Below are 14,987 nucleotides of genomic sequence, written 5' to 3' on the forward strand. Positions count from 1 at the left end.
CGCGAGCAGGTCATCCAAGCAGCTTGCCGAGCTCGTTGAGCTTTGCGATCGCGGCCTTGCCGACCTCGGTGAGGTTCTTTTCCGCGCGCGCGGCAAGCTCGCGATCGGCCTCGAAGCCTTTCCTGACGGCATTGACGCTTTCGCGGATCTGGCCGCCCACATTGGGGTCGCCGATCGCTTTCTTCACCGCACCGTCGTCGAAGGCCTTGACGGTCTGCTCCTGATCGGCGAGCCGCGCGTTGCTGCCGGCTGCTGTCTCCTCGAGCGCGAGGCCGAGCGCCTCACCCAGGAGTTCGTGCAAGGCTGCGAGCGGACCCTCGGTGGCGGAGCTTGTGGTGCTGACCTTGAAGCCCGGCGTATCCGGCACGAACAGCACGGTGCCGCGCGCGAGCCTGTTCAGATCGGCATGCGGATTGGCCTCCTGCAAGGCTTTCAGCGCAGCCTCGCTGCGAACCTGGCTCAGATTGGCGTGCAGCAGCTTCTCGCTGACAGCCTTGAGTTTCGTCTCGTCTCCAACGATGAAGGTGCGCATCGAAATCTCCGTGGATTAGCCGATCACGTTGAGTGGCGCCCACGGCGTGTTGGCAATGCCGCCGGGGATGATGATGTTGCTGGTGGTGATGTTGCCGATCACGGTCACTGCCCGCGCGCCGGTGAGGCGGATCGAGCTTTCGCCGCCACGCACGCGGTTCGTGCTGATGATAGCGACCGCGCTCTCCAGCGAAACGGCGACGCTTTTGCTGCCGGATTCCACCCGGTTGTCGTTGAACAGGCATTCCTGGCCGGCCACGACCAGAACGGCGGGGGCGGGCCCGCGCGCGGACAGCATGTTGCCGATGATGCCGGCGCGCGCGCCCTCGGTGTCGTTGGCGGCAAGGCTTGCCCTGACGAACGCATAGTCGGCGCCAAGCGCGAGGATCCGCCCGTCGCCGAGCCGGATCGCGACCTTGTCGCCGGCCTGTCCGAACGGCAGTTTCGGATTGACCTCCGCCGTGGTGAGCGCAAACCAGTTGCCGTCCGAATTGTCCACGCCCGGCGTGAGGTCGCGCTGCACGCTGTTGTGATTGACCTCGATCTGGGTCTGCGGCGCGCGCAGCATGATGCCGGCGCTGGTACCGACAAACCCCTTGGCGGGCGCGACCTCGACGATCTCGTTGCCGCTCACGCGCGGCCGGTTGACGCCGAAGGTGACGACGCCGGCGCGCAGTGCGGACTTGACCGCCGTCAGGCCGATCGCGCGAACCAGATTGCCCGCAATCGTCGCGCTGTCGGCACGAATCACCTCGATGCCGACCACGGTGCCGTTCTCGCTCTCGGTGACCGGTTCGATGGTGTGGATATGGTTGTTCTCGATCGAGACGGCTGCGGCGTCGGTCGCGCCGCCGAGCATGATCCCGGCACCGCAGGCGTCGATCGCGTTGAGCTTGATGATCAGGTCCTGTGCCCCGGCAATCACCTTGATTCCGGCCGTGCCGAAGCCGTGGATCTGGTTGGCGAGGATATGCGCGGTGGCGGTGCTGCGGCGGTCGAGGCCGGGGATCAGCCCGATGCCGACGTGGTCGCCGGGCGACCAGTTGCGCAGCTGGTTGCGCTCGATCCACAGCCCCGCAGCGGCGCAGGCGATGCCGTTGGCCGTGAGGTTGCAACTGTTGCCGTCGATCGCCAGCGAGGCGCCGGGAAGCGCAAGGCCCTGCGCGGCGATGGCGGTGTCGGTGCAGCCGATGATCTCGTTGTGCGCGATCCGCGTGGCGAGCAGATGCAGCACCTCGTCGGCGAAGGCGATCGCGCCGCGCTGGCACAGCAGGACGTTCTCCTCGATCGTCACCGCGGCCGTCAGCAGGAAGCCGGCACCGTTCTCCACGCCCTTGAGCGCGCCGCCCGCAATCGCAACCGGCGCGAAGATCGCGTTCTCGGCGAGCTTCGCACCACCAACCACACCGCGCAGCACCACCGCCGGGAGCTGTGCATTCTCGGTGCCGAGTGCCGCGATGGCGAGACGGGTCAGGCCGAGGCCGATGCAGGTCGAGACGTCGATGGTGGGATCGCGCGCGAGCGAAAGGATCGCGAGGTCCTCGATTGCGATCGCAAAAGAGTCCTGGATGGCGAAGGCGCCGGTCGGCGCCACCAGCAAGGTCGCCGGGCCCTTGCCGGCGATGCGGACCGATTTCGCCTGGTTGATCGCCACGGCCTCTTTGAGCACGTAGCGGCCTGGGCCGAGGCAGATGGTGCCGCCGGTCTCGCGCACCTTGTTGACGGCGTCCTGGATGGTGAAGCTGCCGCTCTCGTGCTGCTCGACCGTGACACAGGCCGTGCAGGCACAGTCGTGGCCTTCGCCTTTCGGCGGCCACGGGTGGCGGCAGTCGGTGACACTCTTGGCGCCGACATCCCAGATGCCGAGCCGTGCATAATGGTGATGGATGCCGCGCGGCGGAGCGCGGTCGAGCAACTCGACGCTGGCATCCGCTGTGCGCGCGGCGAAGGCCCACCAGTCGCCGGCACGACAGCCCGCAGCCCCGCTCGAATCGAAGCTCACGGTGACGCCGTCCTCGAGCAGGACGGTCGTGCCCGCGGCCGGCACCTTGATCACGCCGGTCGATCCGGCGGCATCGAGGTCGCCGATCTGCACCGGCGTGCCGCTGGCGTCGGTCCGGAACACCTTCCCTTTCTGATCCCAGCGGCGCACCCGCAAATTGGTCTGCTTCGGCCAATCGCTGTTGGGGAATCCCGACGGCAGCATCAGGCCCGGCAGTGCCGGTGTGAAGCTGATGCGGCGGGTCGCTTCGGTGACGGTGATGCGGCGCATCTCGCCGGCCTTCTGCGAGAACTCTCTGGGGTCGTCGATGATCTCGACCCAGTCGCCGGTGTTGAAACGCAGCACGTCGTCGCGCCCGAGACTGTCGAGCTCGAGTTCGGTGGCCGAGATCATGCTGGCGACGCGCGAGCCGACGCTGGCATTTTCGCGCGACCATTTGAAGGTCGCAGTGCCGCCGGGCTGGCCGGGGTCGTGGATCTCGATCCGGTAGAGCTGGTTCTCGAGGCCGCGGAAGCCGCCGGTCGGCGGCAGCTCGCAGGGGTCGGTCACCGGAGCTGCGTCGAACGTGCCTGTCGTGAGCACGCCGGTCGATGGCGCGATCACTGTGGTCCAACCCGGCATGTCCTCGTCGGGTGTCGCGCAGCTGGTGTTGGCGCCGGCATCAGTGTCGAGCACGCGCACCTGCCACACCGTCTGGAGCCGCGAGCTGGTCTCGACGCCGACGGCGATCTCGACCAGTTCCGGCCGCTCGAGCCAGGTCAGCTCGCGATTCCAGACGTCGAGATAGACGAGATGACGGCCGGCGGTCGGCAGTGGCGGCCGCACCTTGGCCGGCAGATAGGGCTGGGTCTCATAGGTCAACTTGTCGGTGAAGACTGTCTCGGCCATGAGATCGTCGAACAGGCGCTTGCCGGGATCGGCAAGGCCGTGGTTCTCCGCGAGCAGACCGTCGACATAGAGCCGCCCCTTGCCAATCTCGAGCGTATTGCCGGCAACGCCGAGCTTGAATGCATCCGGGGTCGTCGAGGACACCGTATCGTGGTCGAGAATGTCGCTGGCGAGTGCACGCAGCCTGCGATCGAGGATCGCCATCAGCTCGTTGGCGTCGCCGTCCAGCAGCACCGCGCCCTGTTTCAGCTCCACGCCGGCGAAGTCGAGCAGCGGGTCGAGACGAACGCGTGAGAAGTCGGCACCCATGATAGCCTCCGATGCACTCGGTCAACTCGCGAAGAACAGGCCCGCGTGCAGCCCGAACCGTAGATATTCATCGAGCCGCAGCCTGAGATTGGCCTCGCGCTGCGGCTGGAATAATGCGTTGAGAACGCCGATCTCGCTGTCATTGTCGCCGCCGGCGCGGATCGCAGGACTGGTGGCGCGGCGCAGCTGCCCGTAACCGGGATCGCCATAGCGCAGCGAGGTGAACAGCGGCAGCGCCGTGGGCGCCGTGTCATTCGGCACGCAATGGAAGCGCCGCGGCGTGATCGAACCCGCGGGCACGTAGCAGAAGCGGACGCAACCTTCCTGGCGACGCTGGACCAAGAGCGGCGCGATCCACTTTTCCGCGGGCTTTGGACCAAGCTCTGCGAAGAAGATGGTGTTGGAGGCGAGTTTCAACAGTTTCGTGTGAACCTTGCCGATGACGGTGCATTGGGCGACGGTCAATTCGGCGCCGGGGCTGCCCGCGGCATCGGCGGCAAAGGCGACGTTCGCCGGCGCGCCGGCATCGATGATGCAGTCGGTCAGCGTTACCTCGGCATCAGTGACGGCGCGGATCGGGCCGACGATGCAGCGCTCCAATGTCACTTTGGCGAAGGGATGCTCGATGATCAGGCTCGGCTCGCCCGGCGAGGTCGGACGGCCGTCCCCATTCAGGGTAAGCCCAGGCACCAGCGTGCAATCGCGCAGCAGCAGCTCCCGCGGCTCGACATCGGCAAAGGCCGCCAGCCGCAACGCGCCGCCCGATATCACGAGCCCGTCGAGCGTGAGGCGACCGCGCGCGCCGATGTCGAGCGTGATCTCGCCGCCCGCCGCCAGCAGGGGGCGGGTCTGGTCATGCGCGGCGACCACGACATGGTGCGGCGTGGCATCTCCGGTCACATCGTCGACGACAAAGGTCGGCGTCTCCCTGTAGGTCAGGCTGTCGCCGATGATGAGGCGGCCACCGGTCCTGATCAGATTGAGCTTGGCCTGCCACGCGCCTCCGGCATCGACTGCCTGCTCGTTGCCGATATCGCCCGCGGCGGGCACGCGCGGATATTCGCCGCCGCCGATCTGCCGCGCAGCGCCGTAGTGGAATGTCGCAAGCAGCGGTCCGTCGGCGGGATCGCCGAGCAGCACGCGACCGCGTTCGGGATCGAAGCCGATCGTGCCCGCCGTCACCTGCGCCTCATGGGCCCAGCCGATGACATTGCCGCCGCCATCGAGAATGTCGCGGAGATCGCAGACCCGCACCTTGGCCGTCGGCACAGGGATGGGCGGAGTGCCCGGCGTGAAGAACACCATGCTCTCGCCGTCGCCATAATCGTCCTCGCGCTGTGCGTCCGGCTGTGCGGTTGCCTGTGCGGCGCGCACCGCCATTGCCATCAGCCGCACCGACAGCGGCTCCGGCGCATTGATCGGCTCGGCGAGATGGGAGATGTCGGACTCGGCCTGCGCGAATCGAAACAGCCGCATGTCCGCGCCGAGCGGGTTGAGACGGAATTTCCGGCCGGTCGCGTCGCTGGCGTCAGGCGTCAGCGGCACCGCCGTGAGCGACAGCGACAACAGCCGCCACAGGAAGATGCCGATGTTGGGAATGTTGTAGCGGCCGGCGCCCGTTTCCGGCCGCCGCATCTCGGCGGTGTGCGCGATGCTGTTGAAGGCGCCGTCGCGCCGGAACAGCGCCGCAGTGTCGCGCAGATTGCAGGTCGCGGGCGGATGCAGGCGGATGTGCTTCATGTATTGCGTGGTGGCGAGCTGTTCGAAAAATTCGACCGCATGTGCCGGCCAGCCGGTGACGTCCTGCGCGAGCTCTTCCAGCATCAGCGCGGTGCCCTTGCGGCGGCGGAAGGCGATGGTGTCGGCGACTTCGGCACGCGGCGAGGTCAGCTCGGTGCCGAGCCCGCGCAGCGGCCGGTAGCCGATGAGATCGCCGATATAAGGCGTCACCCACTCGGCGCAGGTTTCGATGAACTGGTCGTCGTAGAGCTGGTCGATTGACTCTTCCAGCGTGGCGAACTCGCGCGCAATTGCCGCCAACAGAGCCTGGAGCGGACCGGCCTTTGCCGGATCGCCCGCAAGCGCGGCGTCGCGCAACCGGTGCAGCGTCGGCAGCAGGCTGTAGAGCCGTTCGGGGGTGAGGCTGTTCATGCCATCTTCTCCAGGAGGTCGAACGGCGCCGGGTTCAGCGTCAGCAGCTCGCTCGGCTTCGCCGCGCCCTGGTCGACATGCATCCGCGAGGCGAGCAGCCGGACCTGGCGCGAGGGAATGGTCTGCGCGAAGGGCGCCGTGCCGCCATAGAGCTGGACGAGGTCGACAGCGACGACGCCGGGCACCGACTGTGCCGCCGCGATCACGTCGGATTGCTGCACTGGCTGGCCGAGCTCACGCGCGTCGAAGGCGAAGTGCGCACGCAGCGCCGCCTCGACCGCGGTGAGCACGGCCTTGGCGTCGAAATCGGGATCGCGCTTGACCTTCAATCCGATCCGGAAGGTACTGGGCTGGTAGGGCAGCAGCACGACGGCGACATGCGGATCGCCGCCGGCCTTCAGCGCAGCGAGCAAATTGGTCCACACCGGGCTTGTCGAATTGACGGGAGCGCCGAGCGGCCCCGCGATCGTGATGGCGATGGTCTTTCCGCGCGGCAGTTGCAACACCTGCGCCTGCGCCTTGGCAATGCCGGTGAAGGCGCGGGCAAAATCCTCATAGTCAAGGACGGACACGACGCGGCCGAGCGTGCGTGCGCCGAGCGGCATGCTGCGTCGCGCCGCATCCGCCGGCTCCGGATCGTTGCCGCCTTCGGCCGCGAACGGGTTGCTCACGCCCTTGAGGCCGAGCGGGCGCGACAGCAGTTGGCTCAGCGTCTCGGCGCGGACATTGCCGGCGACCCCGATGCCCTTGCGGTAGGTGGCGCGGACGTTGTTGAGCCCGCTCGGCAGCCGCGCACCGCTGGCGCCGTCGCCGAATTTCACGAGATTGCGCCCTTGCTCGTCAATATCGAGCGCAAAGACGCGATCGGTCGCGGCTGTGCCGAACAGCGTCGCGCGCTCGTGCCATGCGATCTCGCCGACCCGCAGCGTCAATTCGCTCGCGGCACCACTCTCATTGGCGGCGGCGCGATAGGTCAGCGGAACCTGCTTCAGCTCGAATTGCTGGAACGGCTGGGCCGCATCGCCCGAGCCGAGGATCTGGGTCACCGTCTCGCCATGCGAAGCCGGCACTACATTGCCATGAACCACGATGCTGCCGCGGTCGAGGCTGCCGGCGAGCGGCGGGTCGATCTGAAGCATGCAGCGGCCGGCATCGACAGCCTGGGCGGATACGAGGTTGGCCTGCACGACAACGGCCTGGCCGTCGGAGACGCGATTGCCTCGCACGATCAGCCGTCGCCCTGCAATGAGGCCATCGGCACTGACGGCCGCCGGGATGCTGTTGCCGGTCGCGGCATCATCGACGGCGTAGGGCGCGAGGGCGAGCTGCTCGGACTGCACGAAGGCTGTGATGCGACGAACTTGGTCCTGATAGCGGTCGTAATGGGAGCCGCGCAATTGCAGCCGGGTGACCTTGCCGGCCAGCGCGAACTCCGCGCGCGACGTCTCGTCCGCATCGGCTATCTGGTAGACGTCGAGATGCGGGCCGAGATCGAGGATGACATCCGACTTGCCGAAGGCCTTGATGATGACCTGGATGGAGCCCCTGGCTGCCATCGAAAGCACGACGTAACCGCCGGCGCGGACCTCGGAATAGACCGTATCGAGATCAATGAAACCGCCGCCCTGGGCCGAGCCCATCGGCGAGATCGTGTAGTCGGGCCACTCCGGCGCGTCACTCCCGCTCGGATAGTTGTTGCGAAAGTCCGTCGACATCGACTTCCACATCGGCGCGTTGTGGCCGAAGGGTGCTGCCCGCTTGCGCAGCGCATAGACCTTCGAGTTCTGGGCGGCCGTGACCCCGGAAAGACCGGCTTGCCAGGTGATCTTGGTACGATCGAAATCCGATTGCAGCTCGACACTGTCGATGAAGCGGAAATCGCAGTTGCTGTCATCCGTACCGGGATTGAAGGCGTCACCGACGATCAACAACGCATCACCCGGCTTCAGATTGTTGCGCTGGCCGGCAAGGTACATGACCGTGTCGCCTTTGTCCGGCCGGCGTGTCTCCGCCAGCCACGGCCGGATCGCATTCCAGGCCGGCCGTGCGGCGTCCAGTCGCTCGACCGTTTCGAAGGTCTGCGGCTTCTCGTCCGGTCCCGGCACGCTCTGCACCTTCGTGCCGATCTCGATCGACACTTGCGCGGGCACGCCGGTGACGAAGCTGCCCGGCTCGGGCGACAGTTTTGGTGGCGGCGCGGGCGGCGTTTCCAGCGTGAAGGCGAGCCATGTCTCGGCGGCGACGCCGGGCCGCAGGCGGTAGCCGATCAGCCGGCCCATCTCCTGGAGCGAGACGCGCTCCAGCGCAGTGCGGAGATAGGATTCGTTGGCGATGCGCTCCTGGTAGAAGGTGAGCACGTCGGCAGCGCAGGCGAACGCATCGATCAGGCCGATGGTGAAATCGTCATCGGCGCGGCTTTGCAGCTTGCCGAGCGGTGCGAACGCCGCCGAGGACAGCGCGGCGTGCAAGCTGTCGCGGAACTGGGCGTAGTCGCCGACGCGGTAGGCGATGGCGGAGAGGCCGTAGCGGTTCGAGATGCCTTGCGGCGTCTCTGCTTCGACACCGGCGCAGCAGCCGCAGCTCTCGCTGCCGGCAGGCAGGGCATGAGGCTTGATGGTTGGGACCGGTAGCGTCATTTGCCGCCTCCCGCCTCGATGATGAGCCGGCCGCGCTCGCGGAAACTCGGATTATTGGCGAGCTGCGCGATCTCGAGGCTTCCGATCGGGATCACCTCGTCATCCAGCGAGGTCGCGAGCGGCGAGATCAGCCGCTGGAATTTTTCCGCCTGCACCGCCTCGACACCCTCGACCGCTTGTGCGGCCGCGATGATGCGGCTGAGATAGACGGGATCGCCGAAGGTGAAATTGTCGGGATGGAACAGGCCGAGCGTGCCATCGGGCAGCACCGCGCTCGACAGCACCGTCCGCACGGCCTGCGCGACATCGGCGCGGAAATAGTCTGGCTTGACGCAGACATGCAGTGTGACATCGAGCGGGACATAGCGTGGCGGCCGTACGTCGAGGTCGTAGCCGGCCATCCTGAACCGCTCGAGATGGTTGCGCAGTTGCGTAGCGAAGGGCGCGTCGACTACGCCGCCGCCGAAGCGGTCGGGCGTCACGAACACGGTGTGCCAGCTTCCGGTCCAGCGGAACGTTGCGGCCGCGCGCTGCACGTCGGCGCGTCGCTCACTGGCGGCGGCGTAGTCGGCCGCCGTCACCGCGCGCTCCTGGGTACGGAACGCCTGTGGGGCATCGCGGCGCGCGGCTTCGATGTCCTCGGGCTCGACGCCGCCGGATGCGGGAAGCGGATTGCGTACGGTCGCGAACACGCCGTCCGTGGTGCTGACGATGTGGGCGATGGCTTCGGCGCCGACATTTCCGGATGTGCCGTTGCCGATCCGGTAGGTCGCCGTGAATGCGGTGTCTTCGGCCGGGCGCTTGCCGAGCAGGCCGTCACCGAACCGCAGCAAGGCCTCGCCGTGGTTGTCGATCTCGACCACGACATGCGGCGCGTTGCCGGCGCTGTCGATGAGGTCGCGTCGCGGCAGCCAGTGCTCGGTGATGCCGGCGACTTGTCCCGTGAGATCGACGATGGCAGGCGTGGCGTCGCGCGGCGACAAGAGCGAAAATGTGCTGGCCGCCCACCACGGCTTGTCGTTGCTGACGGGAACGGCGAGCAGCGCGCCGAGATCGAAGGATTGCGTCAACGGGCTGTTTGCCAGCACCGGGCGGAAGCGCGGCGGCAGCATGACGTCCGGGGACGAGGTGCAGCAATTGCCCGGCGCGCGCGATGCCTGCTTCAGGCTAGCGCGCGGCATCACGCCGAGCTGTTCGGGCGGCAGCGAGCGGCCGTGATCGACGAGCACGATATTGCCGCGCGCAACACTGATCGCGAGCTCGGGGCGGCTCTCCACCGTCAGGCAAAGCGGGAAGGGCAGCGCGTCGGCCTCGCTCCAGGCGATCTCGGTGACGTCGACCGGGCCGTCGACCGGAGGCTCGTCGAACAGCCCGCCCGACGGATCGCTCCTAAGGGTCCTCTCGGTCAGCCGCACCGCCCAGCGATGGCCGGGATCGGCATCGGCGGCAGACAACGTCGTTGGGCTGATCACCTCCTCGAAGATCAGGATATCGCCGATAGCGAGCGTATCAATGTGGCCGCGCAACGTCGCACGCGTGGTGCCGCGGGGCAGGCAGCATCCGTTGTTGCCCCAGGCATAGAACGTGAGACTGTTCTGTTGCTGGTCCAACTCGGCTGGCGCGACCGTTTCGAACACCTCGGCGCCACCGTCGATCGCGTCGTTCAATTCGCGCGAGCCCGGCGTCAGCGCCGCGCCGAGGCCCGGCACACGGGTTAGCAGCTGCATGCCCTTCGGCAGCGCGATTTTCTGCCCATTCACGTCGAAATGCACGAAGGCGCGGGCGTTGCAGCCCTCGTGCAAATGATAGTCGACCAGCCTCGCATGGCGCCGCACCGAGATGCGCTGCCGCGCGGTGGCGAGATAGGCTTCGTTGGCGACCGCATCCTGGCGATAGGCGAGGTTGTCGGCGGCATAAGCGAGCAGCTCGACCAGGGTCACGCCGAGATCCGCCGCCGAACGCTCCTGCCAGCCGGGCACCAGCAGGCTCAGCCTGTCTAGCATCAGCCGGCGAAAACCCTGATAGTCGCGCGCGAGATAGTCGATCTCCGGCCTCAAGCGCGGCGCGGGCGGGCACGGCGCGGTGTCCGCGCAGTCATAGTCCGAGGGGCATTCGACCTTGAAGGTGAAGTCGATCGCCGACAGCTTCGGATCGAACCCGGCCGGCGGCAGGGCCGAGCCGGAATTGGCGAAGATGCCGAAATTGTAGATCGAATAATCTCCGCTGCTGTCGGTCCGGACGACCAGCGTGCGGGCGAGATCGTCGACGGTGTCGACCAGGCCCGGCTCGGCCTCGGCCGGCAGCGCGTCGGCCGGCGCACACCAGACCACGCCAACGGTCGCGATCCGCTCGCCGCCGGTGATGCGCAGATTGTCCGGCGAGAGCGTGAAGCCGGAATGCAGCAGCCGCACCAGCAGGGTCTGTTGCCGCGGCGCGCCAGGCGGAGAAGCGAGGTCGAGCACCTCGATGAATGCGATGGCGTTGGCGCTGCCCTTGGCCTCGAGCACCTCGAGCCGGCGCGGATCGCAGCAATGTTGCTTCATGCCGCGCCTCCCGGAACCGCAAAGCTCGCGACGTGGCTGGTGCGGTCGGCCAGCACCACGTAGCGGATCTCGACCCGCAGCACCGCATCGTCGTTGATCACCTCGACCGAGGTCACGGCGATCAGGTGTGCGAGGTGTTGATGCAGCGCGGCCTGGGCCAGCATCTGCGTGGTCGCGGCGAGCGTCACCGAGTTGGGCTCGAACACCAGCGCCAGCAGCCCCGCGCCGAAATCCGGCCGCATCACCCGCTCGCCCTGCATCGTGAACAGCACCTGCTCGATCAGGTCGCGGATGTGATCGGGGCGCCCGGTCGTCGCCGTGCGGCCCTGGTCGTCGAAATGATAGGGGAAGTCGAATTCGCTCACGCCGTTCCCCCTCAGGTTGCCAGCACGCGCGTCTGCGCCACGACGGGCAGCATCGGCGTGCCCGTCGGCGTGCAGACGGATTGCCCCATCATGGTCGCGGCTGGTGCGCCGCCGATCATCACCCGCGCCGCGCCCACCACCATCTGCGCCGTGACGCAAGGCGGCGCCGAGCCGGTGAGCGAGCAGGCCGCGATCGCGTAGGGGCTGGTGAGATTGACCGCGGGCTGGCCCGACAGCATTACACGCGGGAACGGCGCGACCGGCGTCGCCTGTCCCGCGTGGCTGCACAACACGGTGGCGCCGAGATGCAAGACGGGAGCGGGCATGTGCGTCTCCTAGATCACGGTGAGCGCGCCGAGATTCACATCGACGGTCGGTCCGGTCATGGTGATGACCGCGCCTTTGCCGTTGGAAATGGTGATACCGACGTCGCTGACCGAGATCATCGCGCCCGTCGTGGTCTGCATCAGGATGCCGCCGGTCGGGCCCGGCACGTCGCTGATGGTGAGACCGTTCTTCAAGGGGGTTTGCAGGGTGATGCCGGGGACGCCGGGTGGCACTGCGTGCGCCAGTACCGGCACCTCCGCGGCACTGCCCCAGTAGCAGCCGACCCAGATCGGATAGTCGGGGTCGCCGCGCTCGAACTCGACCCAGACCCCGGCGCCGATGATCGGCACCGTGAAGAAGCCGGCATTGATGCCTGCGGTCGGCAGGCAAGGCATCGCCCAGCTCGTCGGTATCACGGCGCCGACGTCGGGCACCATCACCTGGATCCGGCCGATCTGCAGCGGATCGATATTGTTGATCACCACCGCGCGATACTTTCCGAAAAGTGGCGCATCGCTCATGTCGGCACCTGCGGGACGGTCGAGATCAGCGCGTTGCGTGCGAGCGAGAACGATTGCTTGTAGGAGCCGCGCTCGATCTCGTGGGTGACGTTCTTGACGTAATAGAGCCCGTCGAACGGGAGGCCTGCGCCGCGCACGCCAACCAGTTGCCGCGACTTCAGAACGCGGCCATATCTGGCGACGTCGAGCTTGCCGCTGCCGAACACGCTGTCGCTGTGCTGGCTGGCATAGGCGAGCCCCGCCATCAGCGCCTGCGGCGCGGACAGGTGCGCGGTATTGCTCAGCTTCTCGATCTTCGGCGGCAGCGGCGGCACCGCGCCGAGCGGCGGGCTCATCGGGGTGATGTCAGGGATCGGCACCGGGATCGGTGCCTTGCTGTTGGCCTCCTGGAAGAACACGATCGGCATCACCTTGCGTTCCTTGTCGAAGTTGAACGAGATCTCCTCGACATTGGTGAGCGCATCCATGTTGGTGGTGAGTGCCGGCTGCGGCGCGCCGAAGCGGATTTCCGGTCCCCAATAGGCCTTCGAGGCGCCGGGCGCGGGACCGGCCTCCAGATAGAAGACGTAGCCGGCTTCGCCCGCGAGCTTCTTAACGTAGGCGTAGTCGCTGCCCTTCTGTTGCGGGATTTGCTGAACCGGGATCGGCGGGATGTCGAGCACGCTCGGGATCACCATCGGGATCACGCCGAGGGCTGCGTATTTGGCGAGGATCGCGAGCACCCGCACCGACGGCGGCATCGCCGGGAAGGGCAGGCCGGGCAGCTCGATGATGTCCATCAGCGCCGACATGTCCTTGCCCTTGATCACCAGCTTGCCGACACCGCCGCTGCCCGGCTGGGTCTCGACATTGGTGACCATGCCGTCGATGATGGATTCGGCCGTGCCGTTGATGGTGACGATCAGCACCACGCGCAGCAACGGCGGCAGCGCGCCGCCGCCGGCAAGCAGAAAGATAGTGCGCAGCGGCGAGCGGACCGGCAGGTCGAAAGTGAGCTCGAATCCGCTCTGTGCATCGCCCGATCCGATCTCGATCTTGGCATGGGTCAGCGTCTCCAGCACCTCGCGCGGCGCCGGCACCGGCGCCGGACCGATCTGGAGAGATAGCTGGACGCCGCCTTGCATCATCGGAAATCGTCTCCCTAAAGCCCGTTCGGGCGCGGGATCTGCACGCGCTCACCGGGCGTGTCGGTGAGTTCGAGCGGATCGGTCACGACATTGGCGTCGGCGATCCGCCAATACAGTTCGGGGTCGCCAAGCGTTGCGGAGGCGAGCGTGTCGGGCCGTTCGCCGGCATTGACGATGTGTTCGCCGGCGATGCCGATATCGCGCGCCTGGGGGATGAAGCGGCGCAGCACATAGGCGACACCGGGATCGTCGGCGCTGCGCTTGAGCCGCCCGATCGCGGTGCCATGATAGCGGCTGTTCGGCGGAAAACTGTTGTCCGGAAACGCACCGGCATCGATCAGCATCTGGACGGGATCCGAGGACATCATGTGCTCCGTCAGGGCAGACTGGAAAGACCAAGCGAGGCCAGCGAGGCGCCGCCGGTCAGGCTGGCAAGCGTCTCGCGGTTGCGCAGGTAATTGAGGAAGATGGTGCCGCCGCGGTGCGAGAAGCCGAGATCGTCCGTGCTCATCACATGCAGGCCGAGCGAGACTTTTGCGCGGATCGGGTTGAGTGCAGGATCGAACGCTTCCTCGACGATGGAGAACTCGGCGACGCGCACCGGCGCGACCCGGTTCTTGCTCCAGACGAACAAGGTGAGCGGCGCCTCCGGCGGCAGGATCTCGAGCGTGCCGCCATCGGCCTGGCTTGCGATGCCGAGCAGATCCTCGACGCTCGGGTTGACCAGAGCCTCGAGCACCGCGAGCTGCGGCGCGATGCCGAAGGCGACAGCGTTGGCATGCGCGTCAGGATCGGCGAGCTGGTCGGTGGCGTCGATCTCGGCGTCGAGCTTGATGGTCTCGATTGCGGGCCCTTTCAGCCGGAACGGTTGCGCCCGCCCGCCGGCCGAACCGTCGCCGCCGGTGCCCTGCACCTGGTAGCTGCGGCTCAGCGTGTCCGGATTGTACTGGAGCGCGATCTGCCGTCGCACCGTGCCGCCGCCCGGCGCCAGCACCACGAGGCCGCCCTTGATCAGTTTTGGGGACGAGGTGAGGCCGGTCATGGCGAATCGTCCTGCGACGGACCACGCGATGGCGGCAGCCGCTTCTGTCGAAGATCGAGCCGAAGGTCGCGCTGATAGCGCTCCAGGCCACATGGCGTGAATGCCGCGATCCGAAGCGGCGTTTCGATGGCGCGGTCGACGTAGAGCGTAAGACCCCGCTTTACATAGACATACTCGTTGCTCTCGACTTCGAACGTTCCCTGGAACGAGTTAAGCTTCGTCTCCGGCTCGCCGAGCCAGCCAAGCAGCGATGACAGCGGCTCGAGGAGATCGACATTGGTCGCGTCGATCAAGATGACGACGTCGCCTTCCGCCCATACCCGCATGCCGCGTGCAAAGCCTCCGGCCGCGGCACTGAACCAATTGGTCTGGTGCCTGGCGCTGCCAAGAAGACCTTGGCCGTGCGAGGATCGATCGACATCGAACACGGCGGCGACGTCGTTGAGGGAGGTCTGCTCGACGAGGCCTGCGAAAGCGCGCAGATCACGGCGGGCGAAGGACTGTAGCGCTGACAGGGCGGGTACCGTGGTGGGGGTGGCCTGCAT

Annotated in this window: 12 protein-coding genes; all 12 read right to left on the minus strand. The window is 67.1% G+C overall.

The window, feature by feature from the left end; genetic code table 11:
• Window positions 1-10: 10 nt before the first annotated feature.
• From AB7290_RS12330 to AB7290_RS12385, 12 genes are read right to left on the minus strand one after another with little or no spacing between them, the layout of a single operon-like run.
• Complete coding sequence (locus AB7290_RS12330) at window positions 11-532, minus strand: hypothetical protein (RefSeq protein WP_441253430.1); 522 nt, start codon at window positions 530-532, stop codon at window positions 11-13.
• A 15-nt stretch (window positions 533-547) separates the two neighbouring features.
• Complete coding sequence (locus AB7290_RS12335) at window positions 548-3,730, minus strand: DUF6519 domain-containing protein (protein ID WP_441253431.1); 3,183 nt, start codon at window positions 3,728-3,730, stop codon at window positions 548-550.
• Window positions 3,731-3,751: 21 nt separating this feature from the next.
• Complete coding sequence (locus AB7290_RS12340) at window positions 3,752-5,881, minus strand: hypothetical protein (RefSeq protein WP_441253432.1); 2,130 nt, start codon at window positions 5,879-5,881, stop codon at window positions 3,752-3,754.
• Complete coding sequence (locus AB7290_RS12345; protein WP_441253433.1) at window positions 5,878-8,517, minus strand: putative baseplate assembly protein; 2,640 nt, start codon at window positions 8,515-8,517, stop codon at window positions 5,878-5,880. The genes AB7290_RS12340 and AB7290_RS12345 overlap by 4 nt, the downstream gene beginning before the upstream one ends.
• A complete protein-coding gene (locus AB7290_RS12350; RefSeq protein ID WP_441253434.1) occupies window positions 8,514-11,060 on the minus strand; it encodes a putative baseplate assembly protein in 2,547 nt (848 codons plus the stop codon). The genes AB7290_RS12345 and AB7290_RS12350 overlap by 4 nt, the downstream gene beginning before the upstream one ends.
• Window positions 11,057-11,425, minus strand: coding sequence for a GPW/gp25 family protein (locus AB7290_RS12355; protein ID WP_441253435.1), 369 nt, complete (start codon window positions 11,423-11,425; stop codon window positions 11,057-11,059). Before AB7290_RS12355 ends, AB7290_RS12350 begins: the two co-directional genes overlap by 4 nt.
• 11 nt (window positions 11,426-11,436) lie before the next feature.
• Window positions 11,437-11,751 (minus strand): hypothetical protein, encoded by a 315-nt coding sequence (locus AB7290_RS12360; RefSeq protein ID WP_247303523.1) that lies wholly within the window; start codon window positions 11,749-11,751, stop codon window positions 11,437-11,439.
• Between the two features lie 9 nt (window positions 11,752-11,760).
• Entirely contained in the window at window positions 11,761-12,273 is a 513-nt protein-coding gene (locus AB7290_RS12365; protein WP_441253436.1) for a phage baseplate assembly protein V, read from the minus strand.
• On the minus strand, window positions 12,270-13,400 hold the full coding sequence (locus AB7290_RS12370; protein WP_441253437.1) for a hypothetical protein: 1,131 nt from the start codon (window positions 13,398-13,400) through the stop codon (window positions 12,270-12,272). Before AB7290_RS12370 ends, AB7290_RS12365 begins: the two co-directional genes overlap by 4 nt.
• Before the next feature lie 14 nt (window positions 13,401-13,414).
• Window positions 13,415-13,765 (minus strand): Base plate wedge protein 53, encoded by a 351-nt coding sequence (locus tag AB7290_RS12375; protein WP_441253438.1) that lies wholly within the window; start codon window positions 13,763-13,765, stop codon window positions 13,415-13,417.
• Window positions 13,766-13,776: 11 nt separating this feature from the next.
• Window positions 13,777-14,442, minus strand: coding sequence for a hypothetical protein (locus AB7290_RS12380; protein ID WP_441253439.1), 666 nt, complete (start codon window positions 14,440-14,442; stop codon window positions 13,777-13,779).
• The gene (locus tag AB7290_RS12385; RefSeq protein WP_441253440.1) at window positions 14,439-14,987 is read right to left on the minus strand and encodes a hypothetical protein; all 549 of its coding nucleotides are present in this window, start codon (window positions 14,985-14,987) and stop codon (window positions 14,439-14,441) included. The genes AB7290_RS12380 and AB7290_RS12385 overlap by 4 nt, the downstream gene beginning before the upstream one ends.

Origin of the sequence: Bradyrhizobium sp. 613_E4_N2_2, assembly GCF_052075995.1 — a bacterium.
Taxonomy (GTDB): domain Bacteria; phylum Pseudomonadota; class Alphaproteobacteria; order Rhizobiales; family Xanthobacteraceae; genus Bradyrhizobium; species Bradyrhizobium barranii.

What these genes read in the sequence shown, in the direction of transcription:
- AB7290_RS12360 (WP_247303523.1), bottom strand. Translation starts at nt 11,751, where the DNA reads ATGCCCGCTCCCGTCTTGCATCTCGGCGCCACCGTGTTGTGCAGCCAC.
- AB7290_RS12375 (WP_441253438.1), bottom strand. Translation starts at nt 13,765, where the DNA reads ATGTCCTCGGATCCCGTCCAGATGCTGATCGATGCCGGTGCGTTTCCG.
- AB7290_RS12330 (WP_441253430.1), bottom strand. Translation starts at nt 532, where the DNA reads ATGCGCACCTTCATCGTTGGAGACGAGACGAAACTCAAGGCTGTCAGC.
- AB7290_RS12370 (WP_441253437.1), bottom strand. Translation starts at nt 13,400, where the DNA reads ATGATGCAAGGCGGCGTCCAGCTATCTCTCCAGATCGGTCCGGCGCCG.
- AB7290_RS12350 (WP_441253434.1), bottom strand. Translation starts at nt 11,060, where the DNA reads ATGAAGCAACATTGCTGCGATCCGCGCCGGCTCGAGGTGCTCGAGGCC.
- AB7290_RS12335 (WP_441253431.1), bottom strand. Translation starts at nt 3,730, where the DNA reads ATGGGTGCCGACTTCTCACGCGTTCGTCTCGACCCGCTGCTCGACTTC.
- AB7290_RS12380 (WP_441253439.1), bottom strand. Translation starts at nt 14,442, where the DNA reads ATGACCGGCCTCACCTCGTCCCCAAAACTGATCAAGGGCGGCCTCGTG.
- AB7290_RS12385 (WP_441253440.1), bottom strand. Translation starts at nt 14,987, where the DNA reads ATGCAGGCCACCCCCACCACGGTACCCGCCCTGTCAGCGCTACAGTCC.
- AB7290_RS12345 (WP_441253433.1), bottom strand. Translation starts at nt 8,517, where the DNA reads ATGACGCTACCGGTCCCAACCATCAAGCCTCATGCCCTGCCTGCCGGC.
- AB7290_RS12340 (WP_441253432.1), bottom strand. Translation starts at nt 5,881, where the DNA reads ATGAACAGCCTCACCCCCGAACGGCTCTACAGCCTGCTGCCGACGCTG.
- AB7290_RS12365 (WP_441253436.1), bottom strand. Translation starts at nt 12,273, where the DNA reads ATGAGCGATGCGCCACTTTTCGGAAAGTATCGCGCGGTGGTGATCAAC.